This is a genomic window from Paenibacillus sp. WC2504 (assembly GCF_052682475.1).
Genome location: NZ_JBQZFH010000001.1, coordinates 1,714,363 through 1,734,385 on the forward strand (window position 1 = coordinate 1,714,363; position 20,023 = coordinate 1,734,385).

At 43.5% G+C, this 20,023-nt stretch carries 15 protein-coding genes; 9 read left to right on the top strand and 6 right to left on the bottom strand.

All coding sequences use genetic code 11. The features are described 5' to 3' along the window. Window positions 1-273 precede the first annotated feature (273 nt). Entirely contained in the window at window positions 274-936 is a 663-nt protein-coding gene (locus ACUN27_RS07780; protein WP_445558671.1) for a TetR/AcrR family transcriptional regulator, read from the bottom strand. Window positions 937-1,120: 184 nt separating this feature from the next. On the opposite strand from ACUN27_RS07780, the gene ACUN27_RS07785 reads away from it, so the two are divergent. From ACUN27_RS07785 to ACUN27_RS07795, 3 genes are all read left to right on the top strand, one after another. Further along, window positions 1,121-2,089: an SDR family NAD(P)-dependent oxidoreductase gene (locus ACUN27_RS07785; protein WP_445558672.1), complete on the top strand. Its 969-nt coding sequence runs from the start codon at window positions 1,121-1,123 to the stop codon at window positions 2,087-2,089. A 31-nt stretch (window positions 2,090-2,120) separates the two neighbouring features. Beyond that, complete coding sequence (locus ACUN27_RS07790; RefSeq protein WP_445558673.1) at window positions 2,121-3,089, top strand: SDR family NAD(P)-dependent oxidoreductase; 969 nt, start codon at window positions 2,121-2,123, stop codon at window positions 3,087-3,089. 1,368 nt (window positions 3,090-4,457) lie between these two features. Next, window positions 4,458-5,006 carry a phytanoyl-CoA dioxygenase family protein gene (locus ACUN27_RS07795; RefSeq protein WP_445558674.1) on the top strand — a complete coding sequence of 183 codons (549 nt, stop codon included), beginning with the start codon at window positions 4,458-4,460 and terminating at the stop codon, window positions 5,004-5,006. Between the two features lie 579 nt (window positions 5,007-5,585). Here the strand turns inward: ACUN27_RS07795 and ACUN27_RS07800 are convergent. After that, window positions 5,586-6,407: a sugar phosphate isomerase/epimerase family protein gene (locus tag ACUN27_RS07800; RefSeq protein ID WP_445558675.1), complete on the bottom strand. Its 822-nt coding sequence runs from the start codon at window positions 6,405-6,407 to the stop codon at window positions 5,586-5,588. 15 nt (window positions 6,408-6,422) lie between these two features. Next, window positions 6,423-7,175 (bottom strand): phytanoyl-CoA dioxygenase family protein, encoded by a 753-nt coding sequence (locus ACUN27_RS07805; protein WP_445558676.1) that lies wholly within the window; start codon window positions 7,173-7,175, stop codon window positions 6,423-6,425. Between the two features lie 132 nt (window positions 7,176-7,307). Here ACUN27_RS07805 and ACUN27_RS07810 point away from each other — a divergent pair, with 132 nt between their 5' ends. Beyond that, on the top strand, window positions 7,308-8,210 hold the full coding sequence (locus ACUN27_RS07810) for an AraC family transcriptional regulator (RefSeq protein WP_445558677.1): 903 nt from the start codon (window positions 7,308-7,310) through the stop codon (window positions 8,208-8,210). Here the strand turns inward: ACUN27_RS07810 and ACUN27_RS07815 are convergent. After that, window positions 8,152-9,021, bottom strand: coding sequence for a helix-turn-helix transcriptional regulator (locus tag ACUN27_RS07815; protein ID WP_407868977.1), 870 nt, complete (start codon window positions 9,019-9,021; stop codon window positions 8,152-8,154). The genes ACUN27_RS07810 and ACUN27_RS07815 overlap by 59 nt on opposite strands. 106 nt (window positions 9,022-9,127) lie before the next feature. Between ACUN27_RS07815 and ACUN27_RS07820 the strand changes: the two genes are divergently transcribed. After that, window positions 9,128-11,275 carry a hypothetical protein gene (locus tag ACUN27_RS07820; RefSeq protein ID WP_445558678.1) on the top strand — a complete coding sequence of 716 codons (2,148 nt, stop codon included), beginning with the start codon at window positions 9,128-9,130 and terminating at the stop codon, window positions 11,273-11,275. Window positions 11,276-11,355: 80 nt separating this feature from the next. On the opposite strand, the gene ACUN27_RS07825 is transcribed toward ACUN27_RS07820, so the two are convergent. Continuing rightward, on the bottom strand, window positions 11,356-12,975 hold the full coding sequence (locus ACUN27_RS07825) for a response regulator transcription factor (RefSeq protein WP_445558679.1): 1,620 nt from the start codon (window positions 12,973-12,975) through the stop codon (window positions 11,356-11,358). Between the two features lie 12 nt (window positions 12,976-12,987). Continuing rightward, on the bottom strand, window positions 12,988-14,850 hold the full coding sequence (locus ACUN27_RS07830) for a cache domain-containing sensor histidine kinase (RefSeq protein ID WP_445558680.1): 1,863 nt from the start codon (window positions 14,848-14,850) through the stop codon (window positions 12,988-12,990). Window positions 14,851-14,912: 62 nt separating this feature from the next. Between ACUN27_RS07830 and ACUN27_RS07835 the strand changes: the two genes are divergently transcribed. The 4 genes from ACUN27_RS07835 (at window position 14,913) to ACUN27_RS07850 (ending at window position 19,985) form a co-directional block, all read left to right on the top strand. Then, window positions 14,913-16,349, top strand: coding sequence for an ABC transporter substrate-binding protein (locus ACUN27_RS07835; protein WP_445558681.1), 1,437 nt, complete (start codon window positions 14,913-14,915; stop codon window positions 16,347-16,349). 169 nt (window positions 16,350-16,518) lie between these two features. Beyond that, window positions 16,519-17,421 (top strand): ABC transporter permease, encoded by a 903-nt coding sequence (locus tag ACUN27_RS07840; protein WP_315952192.1) that lies wholly within the window; start codon window positions 16,519-16,521, stop codon window positions 17,419-17,421. Window positions 17,422-17,432: 11 nt separating this feature from the next. After that, window positions 17,433-18,374 carry a carbohydrate ABC transporter permease gene (locus ACUN27_RS07845; RefSeq protein ID WP_445558682.1) on the top strand — a complete coding sequence of 314 codons (942 nt, stop codon included), beginning with the start codon at window positions 17,433-17,435 and terminating at the stop codon, window positions 18,372-18,374. A gap of 69 nt (window positions 18,375-18,443) precedes the next feature. After that, window positions 18,444-19,985 carry an ABC transporter substrate-binding protein gene (locus ACUN27_RS07850; protein ID WP_445558683.1) on the top strand — a complete coding sequence of 514 codons (1,542 nt, stop codon included), beginning with the start codon at window positions 18,444-18,446 and terminating at the stop codon, window positions 19,983-19,985. The last annotated feature ends 38 nt before the right edge of the window (window positions 19,986-20,023 follow it).

Here is a 20,023-nt window from a genome sequence, read left to right on the forward strand (position 1 = left end):
CATCTGCCTTTAATAAAGTATTAGACTGAATATTGAAGTCGTGCGGTGTTTCGAATTGCAATACCGTTGAGCATTGAATAATAAGTATTAGACTGACTCTTTCAAATGGATCAGTTGCACTAATGGACGAGAAAATAAAGTCCTAGATTACTACTGTTTTATTGTTCTATCGTTTTCCGTTAGGGAGTGAAATGATAATAACTGATCATAATCAAATCCAACGATATCTAGAAGTTCTTTTCGCAACCCTCTATAAAAGTTACATTGATTAGCTTACATTAACGTTCGATTGAATTTTTCAGATAGCCGATCTATAACGGGATTTATGTTGGTATCGTCAACAAGCGAAAGTTTATCGGCTTTAAACAGCTGCATTTTTTTAAATTGATAATAGTCGTGCAACACTTCCTTTATTGTTGTTTGATTGTAGAGCAAATATTTAACGCTTGTGACTTCGTGTAGCAGAAGGTCGTCTTGCAGCAAAATAAACTTTCCGTTGATTTTGTTAAAAATGCCTTTGTCTATTCCTAGGCGATAAAAGCGGAGAGAATGTTCTTCTCGCTTCCGCAATACGTCTTTAAGCATGTTGTAGAGGTCGGGGTACGATGCTTGCAAATCTTTCATAAATACGTCAGTAATAAACTCTATAAGCGATACCGATTGTTCAAATAGCTGCTGAAACCAGAGGCCAAAATAAGATTCATCTTCGTTGTCGTTACGCTCCTCTAGCCTCTCGATATAATCAACGATAATGCGGACAACACCATCTATAACATCCTCTTTAGATGAAAAACGCTTGTACATAGTCGCTCGGCTTACGTCCATATATTTCGCGATATCGTCCATCTTTAAATGTAGAAAACCATCTCTAATGACGGATACAATCAATTTTTTTAATAGTTTCGTTTTTGCGTCTTGTCTCATTGGAGCATTCATGTGTAATCCCTCCTTCAATCTATTTTAATATACAATACAGTTTAAGCAAAGAGAACAATATAGACATATATTACGTTTTTTGTTTACTTTGTATTTTCGGAGTGTTATGATGTGATCATTCGTCAAGCCTGGTTGGCTTTGCGGACAAACAAAGAACTTTATTATTGGGAGGGAGGAATTCTGTATGTCCACTAGCAGTGGTTATAAAGCGACTCCGCAAGTCCCGATCTTGTCGGGCTTCGGCGCGCAATCGACCGCACGGGAAGTGGTCGCAGGGGTGGATCTTAAGGGGAAAATCGCGATCGTAACCGGCGGGTATTCCGGGATTGGGCTAGAGACGACACGCGCTCTAGCGGAAGCAGGAGCTTCAGTTATTGTTCCGGCGCGCTCCGTAGAGTCAGCCCGTACCGCTGTTGCGGAGATAGATGGGGTTAAGGTCGCGGAACTCGATTTAATCAATCCAGCCTCGATTGATGCATTTGCGAAACACTTTTTGGCATTTGGTAAACCAATTCATATTTTAATCAATAACGCAGGCATTATGACACCACCGTTAACGCGGGACGCTCGCGGGTACGAGTCTCAATTTGCCATTAATCATTTGGGACATTTTCATTTGACGGCGCGCCTTTGGCCAGCATTAAAACAGGAAAACGGTGCTCGTGTTGTATCACTTTCATCCTCGGGAATTCGCTTTGGAGGAGTTAATTTTGATGATCCAAACTACGAACTGCGCGAATACAACAAACAACAAGCATATGGACAGTCCAAATCTGCTACTTCTCTGTTTGCCGTTGCTCTTGACCGGCGGGGAGCGGTAGACGGTGTTCGGTCATTTGCAGTTCATCCGGGTGCTATAATGACCAATTTAGTTCGTTATATGTCGGAAGATGAACTATCCACAGCACAGACGTTTTTCAAGTTCAAAACCGCTGAACAAGGTTCGGCTACGTCGGTTTGGTGCGCGACAAACAAGAAGCTTGACGGAATGGGTGGAGTTTACTGTGAAAATGTAGACATCGCTAACGTTGTTGAGGCGAAAGATGCAGCAACTGTACCAAACGGCGCAATGACTTGGGCGATCGATCCCGAAATGGCGGATCGACTTTGGGAGTTAAGCGAACGGTTAATCGGTATGAAATTCATTATTTAAGCACAACCTTATTCTTAGGAGGAATTGAATCATGGTAAATAACAACGAATATAAAATTACTCCACAATTACCGATCTCATCGGGTTTTGGAGCGGAAACGACCGCTTTGGAAACTGTTAAAGACATAAATCTAAACGGTAAGATCGCCATCGTAACAGGTGGACATTCTGGTATTGGTCTTGAAACGACTCGCGCACTGGCGGCTGCAGGCGCTACTGTCATTGTAGCAGCTCGTTCACCTGAGCAGGCCGGCAGCGCTCTCGCCGGTATTGCTGGCATAGAAATAGAAAAGCTCGATCTGAGCGATCCTGCGTCGATTGACAAATTCGCTCAACTCTTCCTGACTTCCGGGAGACAGCTTGACTTTTTGTTCGCTAACGCAGGTATCATGGCTCCTCCACTAGTTCGCGATGCTCGCGGCTATGAATCTCAATTCGCTACGAATCATTTGGGTCACTTCCAATTAACATTGCGTCTATGGACAGCATTGAAGCAAGCAGGGAACGCTCGGGTCGTATCACTCTCCTCAGCAGGAGTTCGATTCGGTGGTGTCGACTTCGAAGATCCTAACTTTGAAAAGCGCGAATACGACAAATGGAAAGCTTACGGCCAATCGAAATCGGCAAACGCTTTGTTTGCGGTAGGCCTCGACAAGCGCGGTTATGCGGACGGTATTCGTGCGTTCTCCGTACATCCAGGCCGAATCGACACTGAACTAGCTCGTTTTTTATCTGATCAAGAGCGTGGTGTTGGCGGCGTATTCAAAACAACAGAGCAAGGAGCAGCGACAAGCGTTTGGTGCGCAACGAGCCAGCAGTTAGAAGGAAAAGGCGGCGTTTACTGCTTGGACTGCGACATTGCGGAATTGGTTGCTGACTTCAAGATGGGAGATATGAGCCAACAGTATCATGGCGTACTACCTTGGGCCGTCGACCCCGACATGGCGGAACGCTTGTGGATTATGAGCGAGAAAATGACTGGCGTGAAAATTGAAGGCTAATAAACAAATTATCAAAGAAGAGGCCGACCTGAATGGTAAAATTCGGGTCGGCCTTTTTATTATGCGCCTTAGCGATTGGAGCATTCTGGACAAGCACTTTATTCTCTAACGGAACAAACGTTTCTGCCTAGTAGTAATTCGCTTTTGTCCATACCCCTATCCGTAGGGAGTGAGATAATATTCTTGTCAAAATCGGGAATGGGATAAAATTCTTGTCATTTGGTTTTGACAAGAACTTTATCCCATAAAACAAAAAAGCCGCGATTTACGAGGCCTCTAATGAGATAATGTTCTTGTCACCCGACAATAATCAATGGTTCCTACGAGGTGGGTGGTTTAGATCGATGTGTTAGCCTCGCCGCGTCCCTATCGAAAAGAACGGGTGTGGCTCAGGCATTCACTTCGCGAAATGAAGTGGCAAGGAAGTCGAAAATCATCTCCCTCACAGATGAAGGGTTTGAAGAATTTGGAGATTGGCTTGGAGAACTGCGCCAGAAAACGGGGAAAGAGCCGGTAGTTGTTCTAGAATCAACAGGGCATTATCATCGGGACTTGTGGCTTATATGGAACGCAGTGGGTTTTTCCATATGGTAATTAATTCACTTCAAACCAAATGGGCAAAAGGCTCTCAACTACGAAAGGTGAAAACAGATGCCGCTGATGCATGGCACTTAGCAGAGATGTACTACTGGCGATGTTATGCCTCATCGCAAAAGGGACGAGCAGCTTTTAGAGCTCCAGCATCTCACAAGGTAGCATGAGTTCATAACAGCGATGTATGTACAAGCCAAGCTAAATATGCGAGCATTGCTTGATCAAGTGTTTCCTTCATACGAAGGTGTCTTTTATGGCTGTATTCCTCAACAGTGTTGAGCGTTTTACATCAATATTTAAGCGGTGTGACAATCACAGAGGAAACAATTCGTAGAACTGTACAAAGGTCACATGGTCAAACTTGTGTCAAGGAAAAGCTGCAAAATTCCAAAGCATAGCTCCAATTAAAGGGAAGAGTTCGGCACAAACAAAAGCTTGCACAGCATGCTAGGTTACCTGCTTGCATTCCAAGAGCATTGGAGGTTAGGTAAATGAAAAACTAGAATTAAGTGCAGAAGAAATTAATAAGGCTTTGTATAAATATCAAGAAGTGTATCTAAGTCTAAATGGACTAACTGATATTACTGATGATGTCATACGTGAGTACAAACAGAAGGGTTTCATTTCCTCAGACAACATTTTAAATGAAAAAGAAGTATCACAAAGCATTGATACCATTATGCATTTGGGAATGGTCAATTCTAAAGGAGCAAAAAACTACAGTTTGTAAAGCCGGAAAGCGAACTGAAAACAATCGAGGAAAGAGAATTAGCTTTGCACAAGATTCATGAGTTCGTGAACGTAGAGGAACGATTACATGAGATTGCCTATCATCCAGCTATTATTAACACTGTTACTAGAATTTTTGGAGAAGAGCCTAAGTTAATTCAGGATATGGCTTTGCTCAAGCCCCCACATGGTGGAGGTGAGAAGCCATGGCACCAAGATATGGCTTATGGCAACCTTACTTATACGAAAGTTGCTATTGGTATATGGATCGCTATAGATGAAGCAACGGTAGAAAACGGTTGTATGCACGTCATTCCAGGCTCGCATCAAGAGGGAGCTACGCCTCATTATGCCATCAGAGATTGGCATTTATGCGATTCCCACGTACCAGTAGAACGAGATATTGTGATACCATTAAAGCCAGGAGGAGTGTTGTTTTTCTATGGCATGCTCTACCACGTGACGCCATCGAACTTTTCCCATATGCGCCGAAGAGCGTTACAATTTCATTATGTTCCAACTTCGGCCGAGCGGGTGGGGCCTAAAGAGTACAAGCGTATGTTCACAAATGAGCTGTCGGGGGCCGAATGTTAGAATTCGTGAATTCAGGAATTCAGGAATAAGCAGAAGTAAGCGGTGTGAGTAGGTTTTGGCGTAAGTCTCGTCGGTACAAGAGACGCGCATCAAACCATATTACATGTTTCGCTGCGTTAGAGTGAGTCCGAATTTATATTTGGGCTAATTAAGGTGGTAATACGGGGTATTCTCGTCCTTGCAAGGATGAGAATACCCCTTTTTGCTATATTCTGAGGAGAGATAACATGACAACTGACATTGTTTTAACAGGCTATTTGGGACTGATAACTAATTGTGGGCCAGGTCATTTCCTCTAGTCTCACTTCGGAATTCCTTGAGATAGTTCGGCGGATTCAGAATCATCCATGTAAGCTTCTTGTTAAATTTGCTAGAAAAATAGTGCAAGTGGCTTATAAGAATCAAGAATGGTTGTTAACCGATATCCATTATTGTCTTTAACAAAATCTATTTACAAATAAAAATACGAAATGGCGGCGCTCAGGATTTTATTCCTGCTGCCGCCATTTCTATATTCTCGAGCACTTTGCTGAATTGGATTCATCAGCGAACCCTGCTTAATTTGCTTACTACATTGAGTTATTTCATTAAGCTCTCTTTGAACGTACTGAACATCCAGGCATTAATGTCCCAGGTATCCGCGACCGGCATGTTCGTATAAGGCTGTGTTTGGAGATAGGGAGAGGGACCAAATTCAGGTGTAAACGTGAACTGGGTGTGACCTGCATCACGGCGTTCCTGTGCAATCATGGTCCACCACTGCAAATGTTGTTTCACATAGGGTTCATAGTAGGGATCCCTTGGATCTGGTACCTGTGGCCCCTCCGGGTAGCCGACTCTCCCGTGAATATGAATGGCGCGGGAGATAGCTAGCTGCATATCTTCATCCGGTTCAAGCGGCATGCCTTCACAAGCGACCATCCAATGACTGAAATCCGCGTTAATGTGTAATTCAGGGAATTTCCGCAGTAAGGCAGCTGTTGTCCAAGGCACGAACATGGCTCTTCCTCGATGAGTTTCATGGGCTACAGGGATCTGAATAGCTTGCTCTACGGCAAGTGCTTCCTCGAAAAAAGCACATTGCTGGTCAAAAGCCATGGAATCCTTGGCGCTGTGAGAGACAATTATAACGGGATTCAGGTCACGAAGCCGAGCTATTTTTTCTCGAAAGGAGCCTACATGATGGGGTGCTTGCGTGCTGATTTGGCCAATAAATTGCAGGCCCAAGTTTTCCAGCTTTTTAGCGAACACAGCATCATCTTTGGGATTTTGAGGTGGAATAAATTCAATGCCGTCAAAGCCGGCTTCTGCGATTTTTTCCATGATTGCTTCTGTTTCTCTATTCATCTGCCATGCAATGGGGAGTAAATCCCAGAATGACCGGAAACCAAGCACATTCATCCGAATTGCCTCCAATTAGTGACTAGGTGTTGATACATTGACAAATGGATTTCCGGCAATATCTTTTCCACGCGCCAGCCAAATTTTGTGACCTGGATTTTTTTCTGGGAGCACCTTCGCTTCCGTGGAGAAATAACGCATTGTGTATCCGCAGCGGCGATATTCGCTTATGTTGGCTGCAGCGCCATGCATGATACGAGAATCGTGGAGAGAGCATTCTCCAGGCTGGAGCTCAAAATAAACAGCTTTTGATTCATCAACATTTTTAATTTGTGTGCCAAAGGTATTGGAGGCGCCATCTACATTCTCATATTCGGAGAACCCGTTCTCATGTGTTCCTGGAATGACGCGCATACAGCCATTTTCTTTCCAGCTGCGATCGATAGCCAACCACACGGTCACAATGCTGTCGAATCGATCCAGGCGTCCATTCCAGTAGGCAGAATCTTCATGCCATGGCGTGGCGCGTCCTACGAGTGGATCCTTACAAATGAAATGAGACGACCATAGGCCGATATTCGGTCCGATGATGGGCTCAACGAGATCCAAGACATCATCACTTAACAAAAATTCAAGCAATCTTTCGTCACGGAAGTGCGGAGTGTCTAATTCATCGGATAGCTTGCTGCCCTTCAGCGCCAACTGTTCTTCGAAAATCGCGGTCAACTCAGCTTGCTTCTCAGCGCTAAATAATGGCTTTTTGTAAATCGAATAGCCTTGTTCCTTATAAAACTGTATTTCTTGTTCATTTAGCTTTAATTGTCCCATGTGCTTCATCCTCCATAAATGTATTGAGTTGATTTTTTCTTCTTTATAATATGATAAAATAAGGTCATCATCTTGTTTGGGAATGATCATTTTTGTACTGTGTTGATATTCATGGAAAAGGGGAGATGTAGGGTGCGCGTTTACGCCAAAAATGTATTCAAGGATGAGCATGAGTTTCATTACATGGCTTATCGTTCGATTAAAGATACGACAGGACTGCATGACCATGACTTCTATGAAGTTTTTTTAACCTATGGAGGGGAAGTTTACCATCTAGTAAATAGTCAAAAAATCATACTCCCGAGCAGCACGCTAGTGTTCATTCGGCCCCATGATTACCACGCCTATGAACGTATGGAGCAAGGAGATTGTCAGATTATGAATGTTGCTTTCCCAGCACAGACTATGGCAGCTTTACAAGTTTATTTAGGGAGTGGCCAACCGATCGAGCAGTTGTTAGACGCGCCATTACCACCCTGCACAACCCTAACTCTTTCCGAGACTCATCAATGGCTGGACCGTTTTCAGCAGCTTGCATGGTCTTCTTTTACGAATGAACGAAGTATTGAGGCCAACATCTTATTTAAAATGATGATTACAGAGGTGCTGCAAAAATTTGTCCCTCATTTGGATGCTGGGAAAGATGAGAATGTCCCTGCGTGGTTAGTACATTTGAAAAATCAAATGAGTAAAAAGGAGCATTTTACAGTAGGCTTGGCAGCGATGTATCAGCTTAGTGAAATGAGCGCGGAGCATATTAGCAGAAGCATTAAAAAACATTTTGGCTGCACGCCGACAGATTGGATTAATCATTTTCGTTTGCGTCATGGGGCTAACCTGCTGGTGTCAACGGATATGGAGATTATTGAGGTTGCGATGGAGTCCGGTTTCGAGAACCTAAGTCATTTCTATCATCTGTTTAAAAAGAAGTTTTATCTTTCGCCTGCTCGCTACAGGAAAGCCAATAAGCGCGATGTCATTCCAGCAGCCTCAAATAATCCTCATGCTTACTCGCATTTTCCCGATATGAACTAGGCGACATGTCCATCATTTTATGAAACACCTTGCCGAAATAACTAACATCGTGATAGCCACAGCGAGATGCGATTTCCTTAATGGAGAGATGAGGATTTTGCAGCAGCTCGGCGGCTTTTTCGATTCTTCGATTACGGAGATAATCCATGGTGCTGACATGATAATAAAGGGGGAACATTTTACATAAGTAGTACTTGTTAATTCCCGCAACTTCCGCTAAATCATCCAAGGAGATATCGGAGGCATAATGAGAATCAATATGACTTGCAACTTTGCGGTAAGAAGCCGGTATCTCATGCGGAGAGACGGCTTCTTTGCTTTGAAGAAATCGTTGAAGAGCCAGCAGCCATTCATAAATGCGCAGGGATAGATCAAAGCGGTCACCTACCTGCTTTTGGTTCACATCCTCATATAGTTTCCATAGCAATGTAATTGGTGCGGCTTCGGGAAGCAAGTGGATAACGTTGTTGTGTCCACCGAAAAGCTCTTTTCGCAGCCCTTCTCCTCGAATGCCCTCGAATCGAATCCAAATGAATTCCCATGGATCCGTGGTTTCAGGAGAATACCAGTAGGTGTGATCACTCGGGATTTGAACGAAGAATGCTTGATGTTTGCAGATCTCCATGTGTTCCTCGCCAATGCGCAGCATGCCTGTTCCTTTAAGTGTAAATTGAAAAATAAATCCTGATCCATCGCGTTTCATGCCATTCCAGTGATAGTTGGGATCACGCGTGATTTCATGGCCGATGGACACAAGTTTAAATAAGTGATGATCTTCGTTGGTATAACGGAATCCGAAAGTTTTTTTCACAATATTTTGCCACTCCGATTCAAAATGTTCCTATTTTTCATTCATTTTAAAGGAGATATACTCATTTTATTGGATAATATATTACCACATTGGAGTGTGTTTCTCTATGTTGAAATCGAAGTGGATACAGGATTGCTACATCCAGATTGAGGGGTCAAAATTAAAAGTTGGTAACGCTGCGATTGAACGCAGTTGGGCTTTCGAAGAAAGAGGGCCGATCAGCAAGTCGATCTATGATAAAAAGAATCAAGTGGAATGGTTGTCCCAGACGAACGAAACTACGATGTTTCAGTTTCCTTGGCTGTCACCATCGGCAAAGCTGACAAACGCTTCTGTTACCGCTTGCGTTGAGGATGACTACGGCATTTCCAAGCCGTACTTAAGGACGGATGTGGACTTGGCCTATGACCACATTGGCGAGCGTTTAAGTGTCCGTTTAACGCTTAAAGTGTATCCGGGATCCTCTTTTATTCGTCATGAGTATTCGGTCTTGGCAGGAAATGCGGAATCTGCGACCGAAATTGAAGCTAGTACGTCCTTTGTAGCTTGGATTCAACCAGACCGCCAGGGACTCTCTAGTAAAGAAGACGAGCTGCAATTGGATGACAATAATAAGGAACGCGGGAGAGTAGGAGGAGACTACTGTGACTTGCTCCCAATCCAGCATTTACATTGCCGGTGGGCGTGTGTTGGCTTTCGTGATCAGACAGATACACATAATAATCTGATAAGCAAAGAAAGTGGCTTATTGTACGTCAATGAGCAGTTGAGTTTGCGCGGCAACTTGCTTACACTCCAATCGACGCTTGGCGCCGGCGGGCTTATGATTGTGAAGGAGGGGCCGACACCGCTTGGGGATTTACAGCCGGGGTGTACCGACTTTTATTTTCATGGGAAACGCCTTTCCGTTCAAGGTTCAGGCATCAAGCAAGCGGATCTCACTACAGGGGAGACCGTAACCTCATATGGAACAATGGTTGGCGTTTTTGATGGAGATACCTTTAGTGAGCATCGGCTGATGCATGACTACCATAGAAATCTTCGCTATTATAAACCTGAAAGAGATAGCTTTCTGATGAGTAATACATGGGGGGACCGTTCCAAAGATGGTGCTTTGCATGAAGGCTTCTTGCTGGTTGAACTGCAAGCAGCTTCCAACTTAGGTCTGACGCTGCTGCAAATTGATGATGGCTGGCAAAAAGGAGTTACCTGCAATTCCGTCAATGCCTCGCCCGGAGGCGGACTTTGGAGCCATTATTACAGTGGGGACGGACAGTTCTGGCATGTTCATCCGGAACGGTTTCCTAATGGCTTGTCTCCTATTGTGGAGGCAGCGGCCGCAAAGCGCATCCAGCTTGGCCTATGGTTTTCGCCGGATTCCTCTGATGATTATGTGAATTGGGAAAAGGATGTTAACACGTTGCTCGAACTGCATAAGGAGCATCACATCGTGGCCTTTAAACTTGACGGTATAGACATTCACTCCAAGCTTGGAGAAACGAGACTTCTCATGATGATGCGTCAAGTGGTCAAAGCTACGGGAGGTCAAGTGGTCTTCAATATCGATGCGACGGCTCAGACACGGTTAGGGTATATGGGACAGACACAATATGGGATTATTTTTCTGGAAAATCGCTATACGGATTGGGGTAATTATTATCCCCATTGGACACTGCGGAACTTGTGGACGTTGCTTCCGTATCTCCCCGCTGACAGATTGCAAATGGAGTTTTTAAATGTAGAGCGGAATCAAGACAAATATACAGATGATCCTTTGGCGCCATTTCATAGTGGACAGGTATACGCCTTAATGGTGGTCGCTTTTACAAATTCATTGGCCTGGATGGAGACAACGGGGTTAACCGCATCGCAATCGGATGTGTTAAGCAGAGCGATTGAAGCGGTTAAACCGCATCATCCTGCCATACTTGGGGGACATGTTTTACCGCTTGGCGAAGAGCCGTCGGGGGCTTCCTGGACGGGGCTGCAAAGTATAATGGATGAGCAAAACGGGTATCTGTTAATTATTCGGGAAAAGCATAAACAATCAGATTATGCCATGCAGCTTTGGGGTGTTGAACCCTCTTCAACGCTTTGCCTAACGGAGATTATTCGAATGGAAGAGAAGGATGTCGTGATTTCGAACCAAGGACAGAAGCAGGTTCAGTTGAAGCCAGATGCCCGCGGTCATTATCCTTTCATGCTTTCTGCACCTTTTTCATTTGTACTCTATCGGTATCAACAAGTAGAGTAAATTCCCATTCGCGTTAAGGACTTATAAGCCCGCTCTCAGCCGTTCTATTGAACAGAGCCTGGAGGCGGGCTATTTCTTGCTCAAAGGCTTTCTCGATATTTGCCGGGAAGCACACCTGTAATCTTTTTGAAAACCGTCGTAAAGTAAGTGGCATTTTCAAAACCAACCATTTCGGCAATGACGAAAATCTTTAAATCGGGCGATTTAAGAAGTTCTTTGGCTTTTTCAATACGAACCTTTGTTAAGAACTCAATAATTGTTTCGCCTGTTTCTTGCTTGAAAATTTGACACATATACGTGGGGCTCAAGAAGGCTTCCTCCGCCAACAATTGAATGGTGACATTGTTCATATAATGCTTGTCGATATACTGTTTGATGCGTACAATGACGCGTTGACTTTTGCTATTATGTTTATTTTGCATATATAGCGCGATGTCTTTAATGATGTTGGTCATTAAGTCCCGCAGGCTGCCAATGTCTTTCGTATTCTGAATCATTTGAACGAGCTCAATGGTAGATTTGCCCAAAATAGCTTCGTAGGATTCATCGGCTTCATGCAGGGGACGCGCCAGTTGAAAAATAAGCTCAGCTCCGCGGTAATACACTTGTTCAACCTGTGCGCTGTTCGGGAGGATAATGTCATCAAATAGTTTGTTCAGCAATCTTGCGACACCATCTGCATCGCCTAGTTTTACCTGTTGAATGAGCTGTTTTTCCAGTTCGTACAAGTGCATATGACGCTCGGTCTCCACTTTATTGTGTGCAATATCATGAATCGTGACGACCGATTCTTTCCCGGTAAAAAACGTGTGCTGAAGAGCTTCCTTGGCTTCTTGATAGGAATAGCTGAGCTGCAAGACGGAACTGACGGACGAGCCGATGCCAATGGAAGCGGATACTTTAACGTATTGACGAATACACCGAATGATCTCTTCGGCAAGGTCCATATACTTTTGATCTATCAGTGATTTTTCGTTAAAAATGACGATAAGTTCATTATCCATTGTATTTGTAAAAGCAAATCCGGAGCGGGTGTTCGTCAGGATTTCCTCTACGACATTATGAATGGCAAAAAACAATAGCTGCTTATTTTCTTCGCTATAGTGCTGAATGGCATGCTCGAAATCATCGATTTTAAGCAGCCCGATGGCGGAGAACTCGCCTTGTTGGAGTGGGATTTGGTAGTAAGCGATCTTGTCATGGATATCATTCTCATTCGTGTAGTAGCGGGAAAGCAGTTGAATCAATAACTTCTCGCGCAGAGCGGGAATGCTGTCCTGCAGCTGCTTATGCACTTTCGTGTTCATGGTTTCACTGTCGCGTTCTCTGTTAATTTTACTAGCCACTTGCCCAAAGACCTCAGTGAGTTCATGAAGCTTAACAGGTTTTAGGACGTAAGCTTCCGCATGCATGCTAAGTGCTGTTTTGGCGTAATGAAAGTCCTGAATACCGCTGATAATGACAATTTTCGCTGTACTTCCAGCATCGCGCAGCTTTTGGGAAAGCTCAAGCCCATCCATGATCGGCATTCGAATGTCCGTACAGACGATATCCGGCTTCAGCCTCATGCAAAGTTCATAGGCTTGGCGCCCTTCTTCTGCAAGACCTACGACTTCAATACCAAATTCAGACCAGTCTATAATTGAGTTTAGACCATCCCGTATCAGTTCTTCATCATCCGCAATCACCATCGTGATCATACGTATTCCTCCTTAGGATAAATGATCTCGTTGATCCAGCAAAAGATCGTTCGACAATCCATCCGCTGTTTTTCTGGCAGGCATTCGAATAATTGCCGTTAATCCCTGCTCTTCGTTAGCTTCATACTGTAAGCCATATGGTTGGCCAAACCATTGTTGAATGCGGGTATTCACATTTCGTATCCCGAATGACGCGGTTTCGTCGCCTGAAGACGTGAGCAAATCTTGAATTTTATTGACGTCCGCATGATTGCCACTGCCGTTATCGGAAACGCGCAATGTCAAGATATCCGCCTCTAAGGCTGCGCGAATAATTAAATGCCCACGCCCCTTACTGGCATCGAAGCCATGAATGATGGCATTCTCAATTAGTGGTTGAAGAATCAATTTTACCGTAATCAATTGCAGGAGATGCGAGGGGGCGTCAATCTCAAAGGTTAATTTGTTACTCAGTCGAATTTGTTGAATGGTAAGGTAAGCTTGAACCTGGTTCACCTCGTCCTGAAGTTGAATCATGGATCGACCCTTATTAAGAGACAAACGGAAAAAATCGGATAACGACGTGACCATTAAACTAATTTCAGGCATCTTCTTCTTGAGTGCCATCCAGTTAATCGAATCTAATGTATTGTATAAAAAATGAGGATTAATTTGAGCCTGCAGCGCTTCTAGCTCCGCTTTTTTCTTTTTAACCTCGGTCACATAGAGCTGATCGACCAGCTCTTTCATTTGCCGGATCATTTTGTTAAAACGTTGGAATAAAAACAAAAACTCATCATTTCGCTTATAATCAATGGAGACATTGAACAATTCCGAATCCGTCGTATTAATTGCTCGAATAAATTTTCGAATCGGATTCGTAATATTGTTAGATAGGAACAGGGCAAGAATGAATGCCATAACCATGCTAAAAAGAATGACAACAATCATCACGTTTCTAAATGTGAGTAGTTTCCCATTTAAATCACGAAGTGGTGAAACGGTTACAAGTTTCCAGTCTAGTTGTGAAATTATCTTGCTCGCGACAAGTGTTTGTTCACCTTGCATGGAGGTAATTTGTGATTGGAATTCAGGCTCCTGTAAAGACTTGCTAGGTGAGAATAGTTCCGGGATAGAAAATGGCTGATTGACTTCATCCATGCGAGGACCAATCATGACCTCGCCAGCAGCATTCAGGATGTAAACTTCACTATGCTCGGAAGGCTTCAAGCTATCCAACATCTTTCCAAAATCGGCAATATTGACATCCGCTGTTATAAGCCCTGCATAAGGAACCGCGAAATTATCTAATTCATAAAGCTGCTTGGCGGTACGAATGGAGTACTGGGGAGGATTGCCCGCCTCATTAGTCCCTTGATACAGACCAAGCACTTTAAATCTGCTCTTGTACGACATCGCTTGGTACCATCCCAGATTTTGAACGGACTCGACACTGTATACATGGGGAATGGATGGAAAAAGATTGTAAATCGGCCGATTCATAAGGAATAGATTTAAAGTGAATTTTGTTCGGCCTTGATTTGAGAAGCTATAGCTGTCGAGAAGTGTACTCAGTTGCGTCATCTCGTTGACAATGCCAATTTCGTCGCTGGAAGGATCACTGGACAGAATGCCTTGTAAAGTGTCGCTAGTGTAAATTTTTGTCGTGATATCATCAATTTGTTCCAAGGTTTCCTGGACATTCAGTTCCATCATCTGCATGCTCCGGTTAATTGAATCGGTCATATTTTGAGAAATGGTAGAGCTAGATTGATGATACAGAGAAATGGCAATAATGGACGACGGAATGAGTACGAGTGACAAAAAATAGATGAGCAGTCTGCTTTTAATACTGATATGATGAGAGAAAAGTTGCTTAAGAGAGCGTATCCACATCACGCAGTCACCTGTCTTCCTAGCGTTAGATTTATCCCCATTGTAAGGGAAGGAGTTTAGAAATGAAACAAAAAAAATGGCTTCTAGCTGGTGGTCTTCTTCTTGTAATGTGCTTGATTGCAGCTGGCACCCAGCAGATATGGAGCATGAAAATGCCTAAGAAGCAAGCCGTACAGCCTCTAAAAGAACCATCCAAAAAGCAGCTTACCTTTGCTTTTAACTCGTATGGTTCGGATACGGAAATGCGAAAAGTCATCGATGCGTATAACCATTCAAATTCGGACGATGCTTTAATTCAAATGCTGACCATTCCTCGTGAAAACTACACGAGAACCTTGAATATGCTCATGGCTTCAGGGGAAGGACCGGATGTCTTTGCTGTCCAGTCGGACTGGATCACTACGTACATGTATAAGAATTGGTTCAAAGATTTGTCGAGTGATATTCCCGAATCCATGAAGAAAAATTATTCCAAATGGGCACTCACATATGGCAGTTTCAATGGCAAACAATACGTTATTCCTTATGGACTCAGTACGGTTCGGCTTGCCTATAATAAAGAGCTGTTTCGCCTTGCAGGGCTGGATGAGAACCGACCGCCAAAGACGCTTAACGAGCTGAAAGAGACAGCTGCTCGGATTAGTCAGAAGCAACTTGGCAATCAGAAATACGGATTTGTATGGCCGCTTGGAGAAGACTGGTACGGGTTTATGCAGAGTATGGAAATCCCTATGACCTATAGCGGTGTTACCTTATTTGATTTCCGGACTGGCAAATTTGACACAACGGGGTATGTGCCATGGATGGAAACCATGCTGACCATGAAGATGAATGGCAGTCTGTTTCCCGGAGACCTCTCGATGAAGTACGATACAGCTTTAACCCAATTTGCCAAAGGTAATGTGGGCATGATGCTTGTTTCAAGCAGCGATGTCTATCGGCTTGAAAATGAACTCAAGCTCTCTGTGGATTGGGGCGTCGCTACGCCTCCGGCTTTAGATGAAGAGAAAGCAGGCGCAGGAGCGTTAATGTTAGTTCCGGAGCCTGTCATTGGGATTAACAGCGCAACCCCGCATAGCGAAGCAGCCCTTCACTTCTGGCAGTATATCCATTCGGATCGTGTCATTGGTGAACTCTATCAAAAGGACGTCGTCATTCCCGTCTCTTCGCGTATCCAACAAGACTATCCGAATACGAGGACATCTTCGAAGTTCACCAACTTCCTGCCTACAGATGTGGAATCATTCTATCCTTTACAGCCCATCCTCTTGGACAGTACGATAACCTCCAGCGTGGTGAATCAGGACCATTTTGGCTGGAATAATCGGCTTAAGGCATATCGGGACGTGGCTTCAGGAACATCCTCAGTCAATGACATGCTGCAAGCTGAAACACAGCGATTAAATACAATGCTTCAAAGCGCTGTTCAGATGGGCTCCGTATCCATGCAAAATTATATGGATAGCTCTTTTGACAAGCGTCACCCAATCGGCAAATAAAAGAACGAAGAGTGTCATAACGACATTCTTCGTTTTTTTGTGATTGACCTGAATATTTTAACATAAATCCTAAGATGCTTTATTTCCAAAACGGTGTAAAAAGGTAAAATAAACCTATACAGACAAGAGAATGGAGTGAAGGGTGAACATGCTTAAGCTTTCTGAACACATGAGAAATATCGTACGCTTCCGGGTTTTATTTTTGATGATGCTTCCTGCACTTGCCATCGTAATTTTCAATAATTATATTCCGATGTTCGGTGTGATTCTTGCATTCAAAAATTATAATTTCTCAGATGGCATTTGGCACAGCCCTTGGGTAGGCTGGGAAAACTTTAAATACCTCATACAAACCGATGTGGCATGGACAGCAACACGCAATACGATTGGTTTTAATGCCGTGTTTATCGTTTTAAACACGATTGGTGCTGTTGCAGTATCCATTGGCTTAAATGAAATTCGTGGTATGAAGTTGAAGAGGACATTTCAAAGCACAATCCTTTTTCCGTATTTTATATCGTATGTCGCCGTAAGCTACATCCTATATGCCATTCTTGGTCAATCTGGATTTTTGAATGCAACGGTCTTAAAATTTTTCGGAATGGAAGCCCTCTCATGGTATTCGGATGCGCATAAATGGTTCTTTATTCTCCCTATCGTTAACACGTGGAAGCACGTCGGTTACTTTGCGGTTGTTTACTTGGCAGCTATCGTATCTATTGATACCGAATATTATGAGGCGGCCTTAATTGATGGTGCCAGCAAGTTCAGACAAATGCTACATATTACGCTGCCTATGCTCGCTCCCGTTGTAATTGTTATGGTGCTACTGCAAATAAGCCGTATCTTTAATGCTGATTTCGGACTATTCTACCAGGCTCCATTGAATTCAGGTTCTCTGCTGCCTGCTACGGAAGTTATCGATACTTTCGTATATCGGAATTTTCTGTTGAACGGTAATGTGGGCATGTCAGCTGCGGCCGGTTTCTATCAAGCATCAGTGGGCTTTGTTCTAGTGTTGTTGACGAATCTCGTTGTCAGACGGGTCAGCAAAGAAAATGCGTTATTCTAGGGGGATTCAAGATGGAAGAAATTATTAAATCAAGTGCAGTCATAAAAAGAAGAACCAAAAGTTATCACGCCAACGCAATGTCAACGGTTAGTTATTCTATCCTATTGACTGTCCTTGGACTTGCGAGTTTACTATGTGTGCTGCCTTTGATTCTGGTCATATCGGTATCGTTTTCTGACGAGTCCCATATTTTAAGAGATGGGTATCAATTCATTCCTGAGGTTTTCTCCGTGGACGCTTACAGATTCCTCGTTGATGATCTGGATAAAATAACAACGGGCTATGGCATCTCGATTCTAGTGACCGTGGTCGGCACGTTCTTGAGCTTATTAGTCACGTCGTTATTTGCTTACCCAGTGTCACGCCCTGATTTTCCTTACAGAAATCAGTTCTCATTTATTGTCTTTTTTACGATGCTCTTCGGTGGCGGACTCGTCCCTTGGTATTTGCTCTATACACAAGCTGGACTGAAAAATACGCTATTTGCGCTCATCATTCCTCATCTCGTTGTTCCATTTAATGTCATTATTATGCGTATTTTTTTCACCAATACCATTCCTCATGCGCTCATTGAATCAGCCAAGATCGATGGTGCAGGCGAACTGAGAATCTATGGCAAAATTATTTTGCCATTATCCTTACCAGTGCTTGCTACAGTCGGATTGTTTCAAATGTTATCGTATTGGAACGACTGGTATACGTCATTAATTTTTATAAACAACCCCCAATTGGTGAGTTTACAATATTTGTTGTATAAGGTCATTAGCGATCTTAACTATATCAACTCCGGTGCTGCCAGTATTCAGGCTGTTAATGCAATTCAAAAAACGCTTCCTTCTGAAACGGCAAAAATGGCGATGGCGGTCATTGGTATTGGTCCTATCATTCTGGTGTATCCTTTCTTGCAGAAGTATTTGGTTAAGGGACTTACTGTCGGTTCCGTTAAAGGGTAATGATAAATTGGCTATATCCAGACCATCTGGTTAAGCATATACTTGTAGATAATTTAGGAGGGTTTGCACATGATTAACATGAAAAAGCTGAATACGATTGCCCTAGCTGTTACGATACCGGCACTGCTTTTATCAGCTTGTTCAAAATCGGGAGCACCAGCAGTTTCACCAGGCTCTTCGTCATCAGTAGCTTCAGCAGCTGCTACCAAAAAATTGGATCCGCGTGAGATTTCGATTTATTTCGCAGGACCTACTGCGCAAAAAGATGTGGCGTTAGTTGAAGAAGAAATCAACAAGATTACGAGAGAAAAAATTAATGCGACAGTTAAGATCAATCACTTGGGCTGGGGAGACTATGCACAAAAGACGAATTTGATGATCGCTTCCGGTGAGCCGTTTGACCTCATGTTCACTTCCGGTAACGATCTTAGCATCAACGTGGCTAAAGGCGCTTACGTCGCTCTGAACGATCCAGCAAACAATTTATTGGAAAAGTACGGACAAGATATTCTGAAGTCGATGAATCCGAAGTTCTTAACGGGAACAACGATTAAAGGATTGAACTATGCACTCCCTACGGAAAAAGAAATGGCTTCCCAGCAAGGTTTGTTTTTGCGCAAAGACCTGGTAGAAAAGTATAAACTGGACCTGAAAACGATTAAAAGGCTGGAAGATCTTGAACCATTCCTGCAACAAGTCAAAGCAGGCGAGTCGGCGGATGTGATCCCGATCGTAGCTACATCTAACTTCTTAAACTTACTGCCTTATGAGTTTATTGGCGGATTCCAAAGCCCTGGTGTTATTTCCAAAACAGGTACGACACCAAAAGTTGTCAATATTTTTGAAACACCTGAAGCCAAGGACTTGTTCAAACTGATGTATAACTGGAACCAAAAAGGTTATTTCCAAAAGGATCCAGGCACGAACACAAATTTGAAAGCACAGAACGATGAAGGGCTCGTCGCAGCAAGATGGTCGCAGCTTAAACCGGGCGGAGACTTAGAAGCGAGCAATTTAAGTAAAAAGCCATTAATACAAGTTGAATTTACACAACCTTATGTGGCATCTGCTGATCTCAACAACTCGATGCTTGCTGTTTCGAGAACTTCCAAAGACCCTGAGAGAGCGGTTATGTTCCTTAATCTTCTGCACAGTGATCCGCGTATCGTCAATCTAATGGACTTTGGGATTGAAGGCAAGCACTACGTGAAGGTTGCTGGTAAAGATAATGTAATTAAGGTCCCAGATGGCTTTGCTGCCTCAAAAGACACAGGCTATTTCCCAGGGAACACTTGGCAAGTTGGTAACCAATTCTTGACTTACTTGTTCCAAAACGAAGATCCACAGAAATGGGAGAAGTTCAAAACGTTCAATGCAGCAGGCGTACCATCCCCAATTCTTGGCTTTACTTATAACAGCGAGAGCACAAAAAATGAAGAAGCTGCTCTTGCCAGCGTTGTCAAATCTTATATTGACGGCCTTAGCGGTGGTGTGGTTGATCCGGAGAAGTACTTGCCAGAGTTTAATGACAAGTTGAAAAAAGCCGGCATGGACAAAGTTATTGCAGAGAAGCAAAAACAAATTGATGAGTTTATAAAAAATAAAAAGTAAGGAATAGGCAGCGTCACTAGATTATTGAGAATAACCTT

Coding starts and splice junctions, on each gene's coding strand:
- ACUN27_RS07780 (WP_445558671.1), bottom strand. CDS start 936: ATGAATGCTCCAATGAGACAAGACGCAAAAACGAAACTATTAAAAAAA.
- ACUN27_RS07785 (WP_445558672.1), top strand. CDS start 1,121: ATGTCCACTAGCAGTGGTTATAAAGCGACTCCGCAAGTCCCGATCTTG.
- ACUN27_RS07790 (WP_445558673.1), top strand. CDS start 2,121: ATGGTAAATAACAACGAATATAAAATTACTCCACAATTACCGATCTCA.
- ACUN27_RS07800 (WP_445558675.1), bottom strand. CDS start 6,407: ATGAATGTGCTTGGTTTCCGGTCATTCTGGGATTTACTCCCCATTGCA.
- ACUN27_RS07805 (WP_445558676.1), bottom strand. CDS start 7,175: ATGGGACAATTAAAGCTAAATGAACAAGAAATACAGTTTTATAAGGAA.
- ACUN27_RS07820 (WP_445558678.1), top strand. CDS start 9,128: ATGTTGAAATCGAAGTGGATACAGGATTGCTACATCCAGATTGAGGGG.
- ACUN27_RS07825 (WP_445558679.1), bottom strand. CDS start 12,975: ATGATCACGATGGTGATTGCGGATGATGAAGAACTGATACGGGATGGT.
- ACUN27_RS07830 (WP_445558680.1), bottom strand. CDS start 14,850: ATGTGGATACGCTCTCTTAAGCAACTTTTCTCTCATCATATCAGTATT.
- ACUN27_RS07835 (WP_445558681.1), top strand. CDS start 14,913: ATGAAACAAAAAAAATGGCTTCTAGCTGGTGGTCTTCTTCTTGTAATG.
- ACUN27_RS07840 (WP_315952192.1), top strand. CDS start 16,519: ATGAGAAATATCGTACGCTTCCGGGTTTTATTTTTGATGATGCTTCCT.
- ACUN27_RS07845 (WP_445558682.1), top strand. CDS start 17,433: ATGGAAGAAATTATTAAATCAAGTGCAGTCATAAAAAGAAGAACCAAA.
- ACUN27_RS07850 (WP_445558683.1), top strand. CDS start 18,444: ATGATTAACATGAAAAAGCTGAATACGATTGCCCTAGCTGTTACGATA.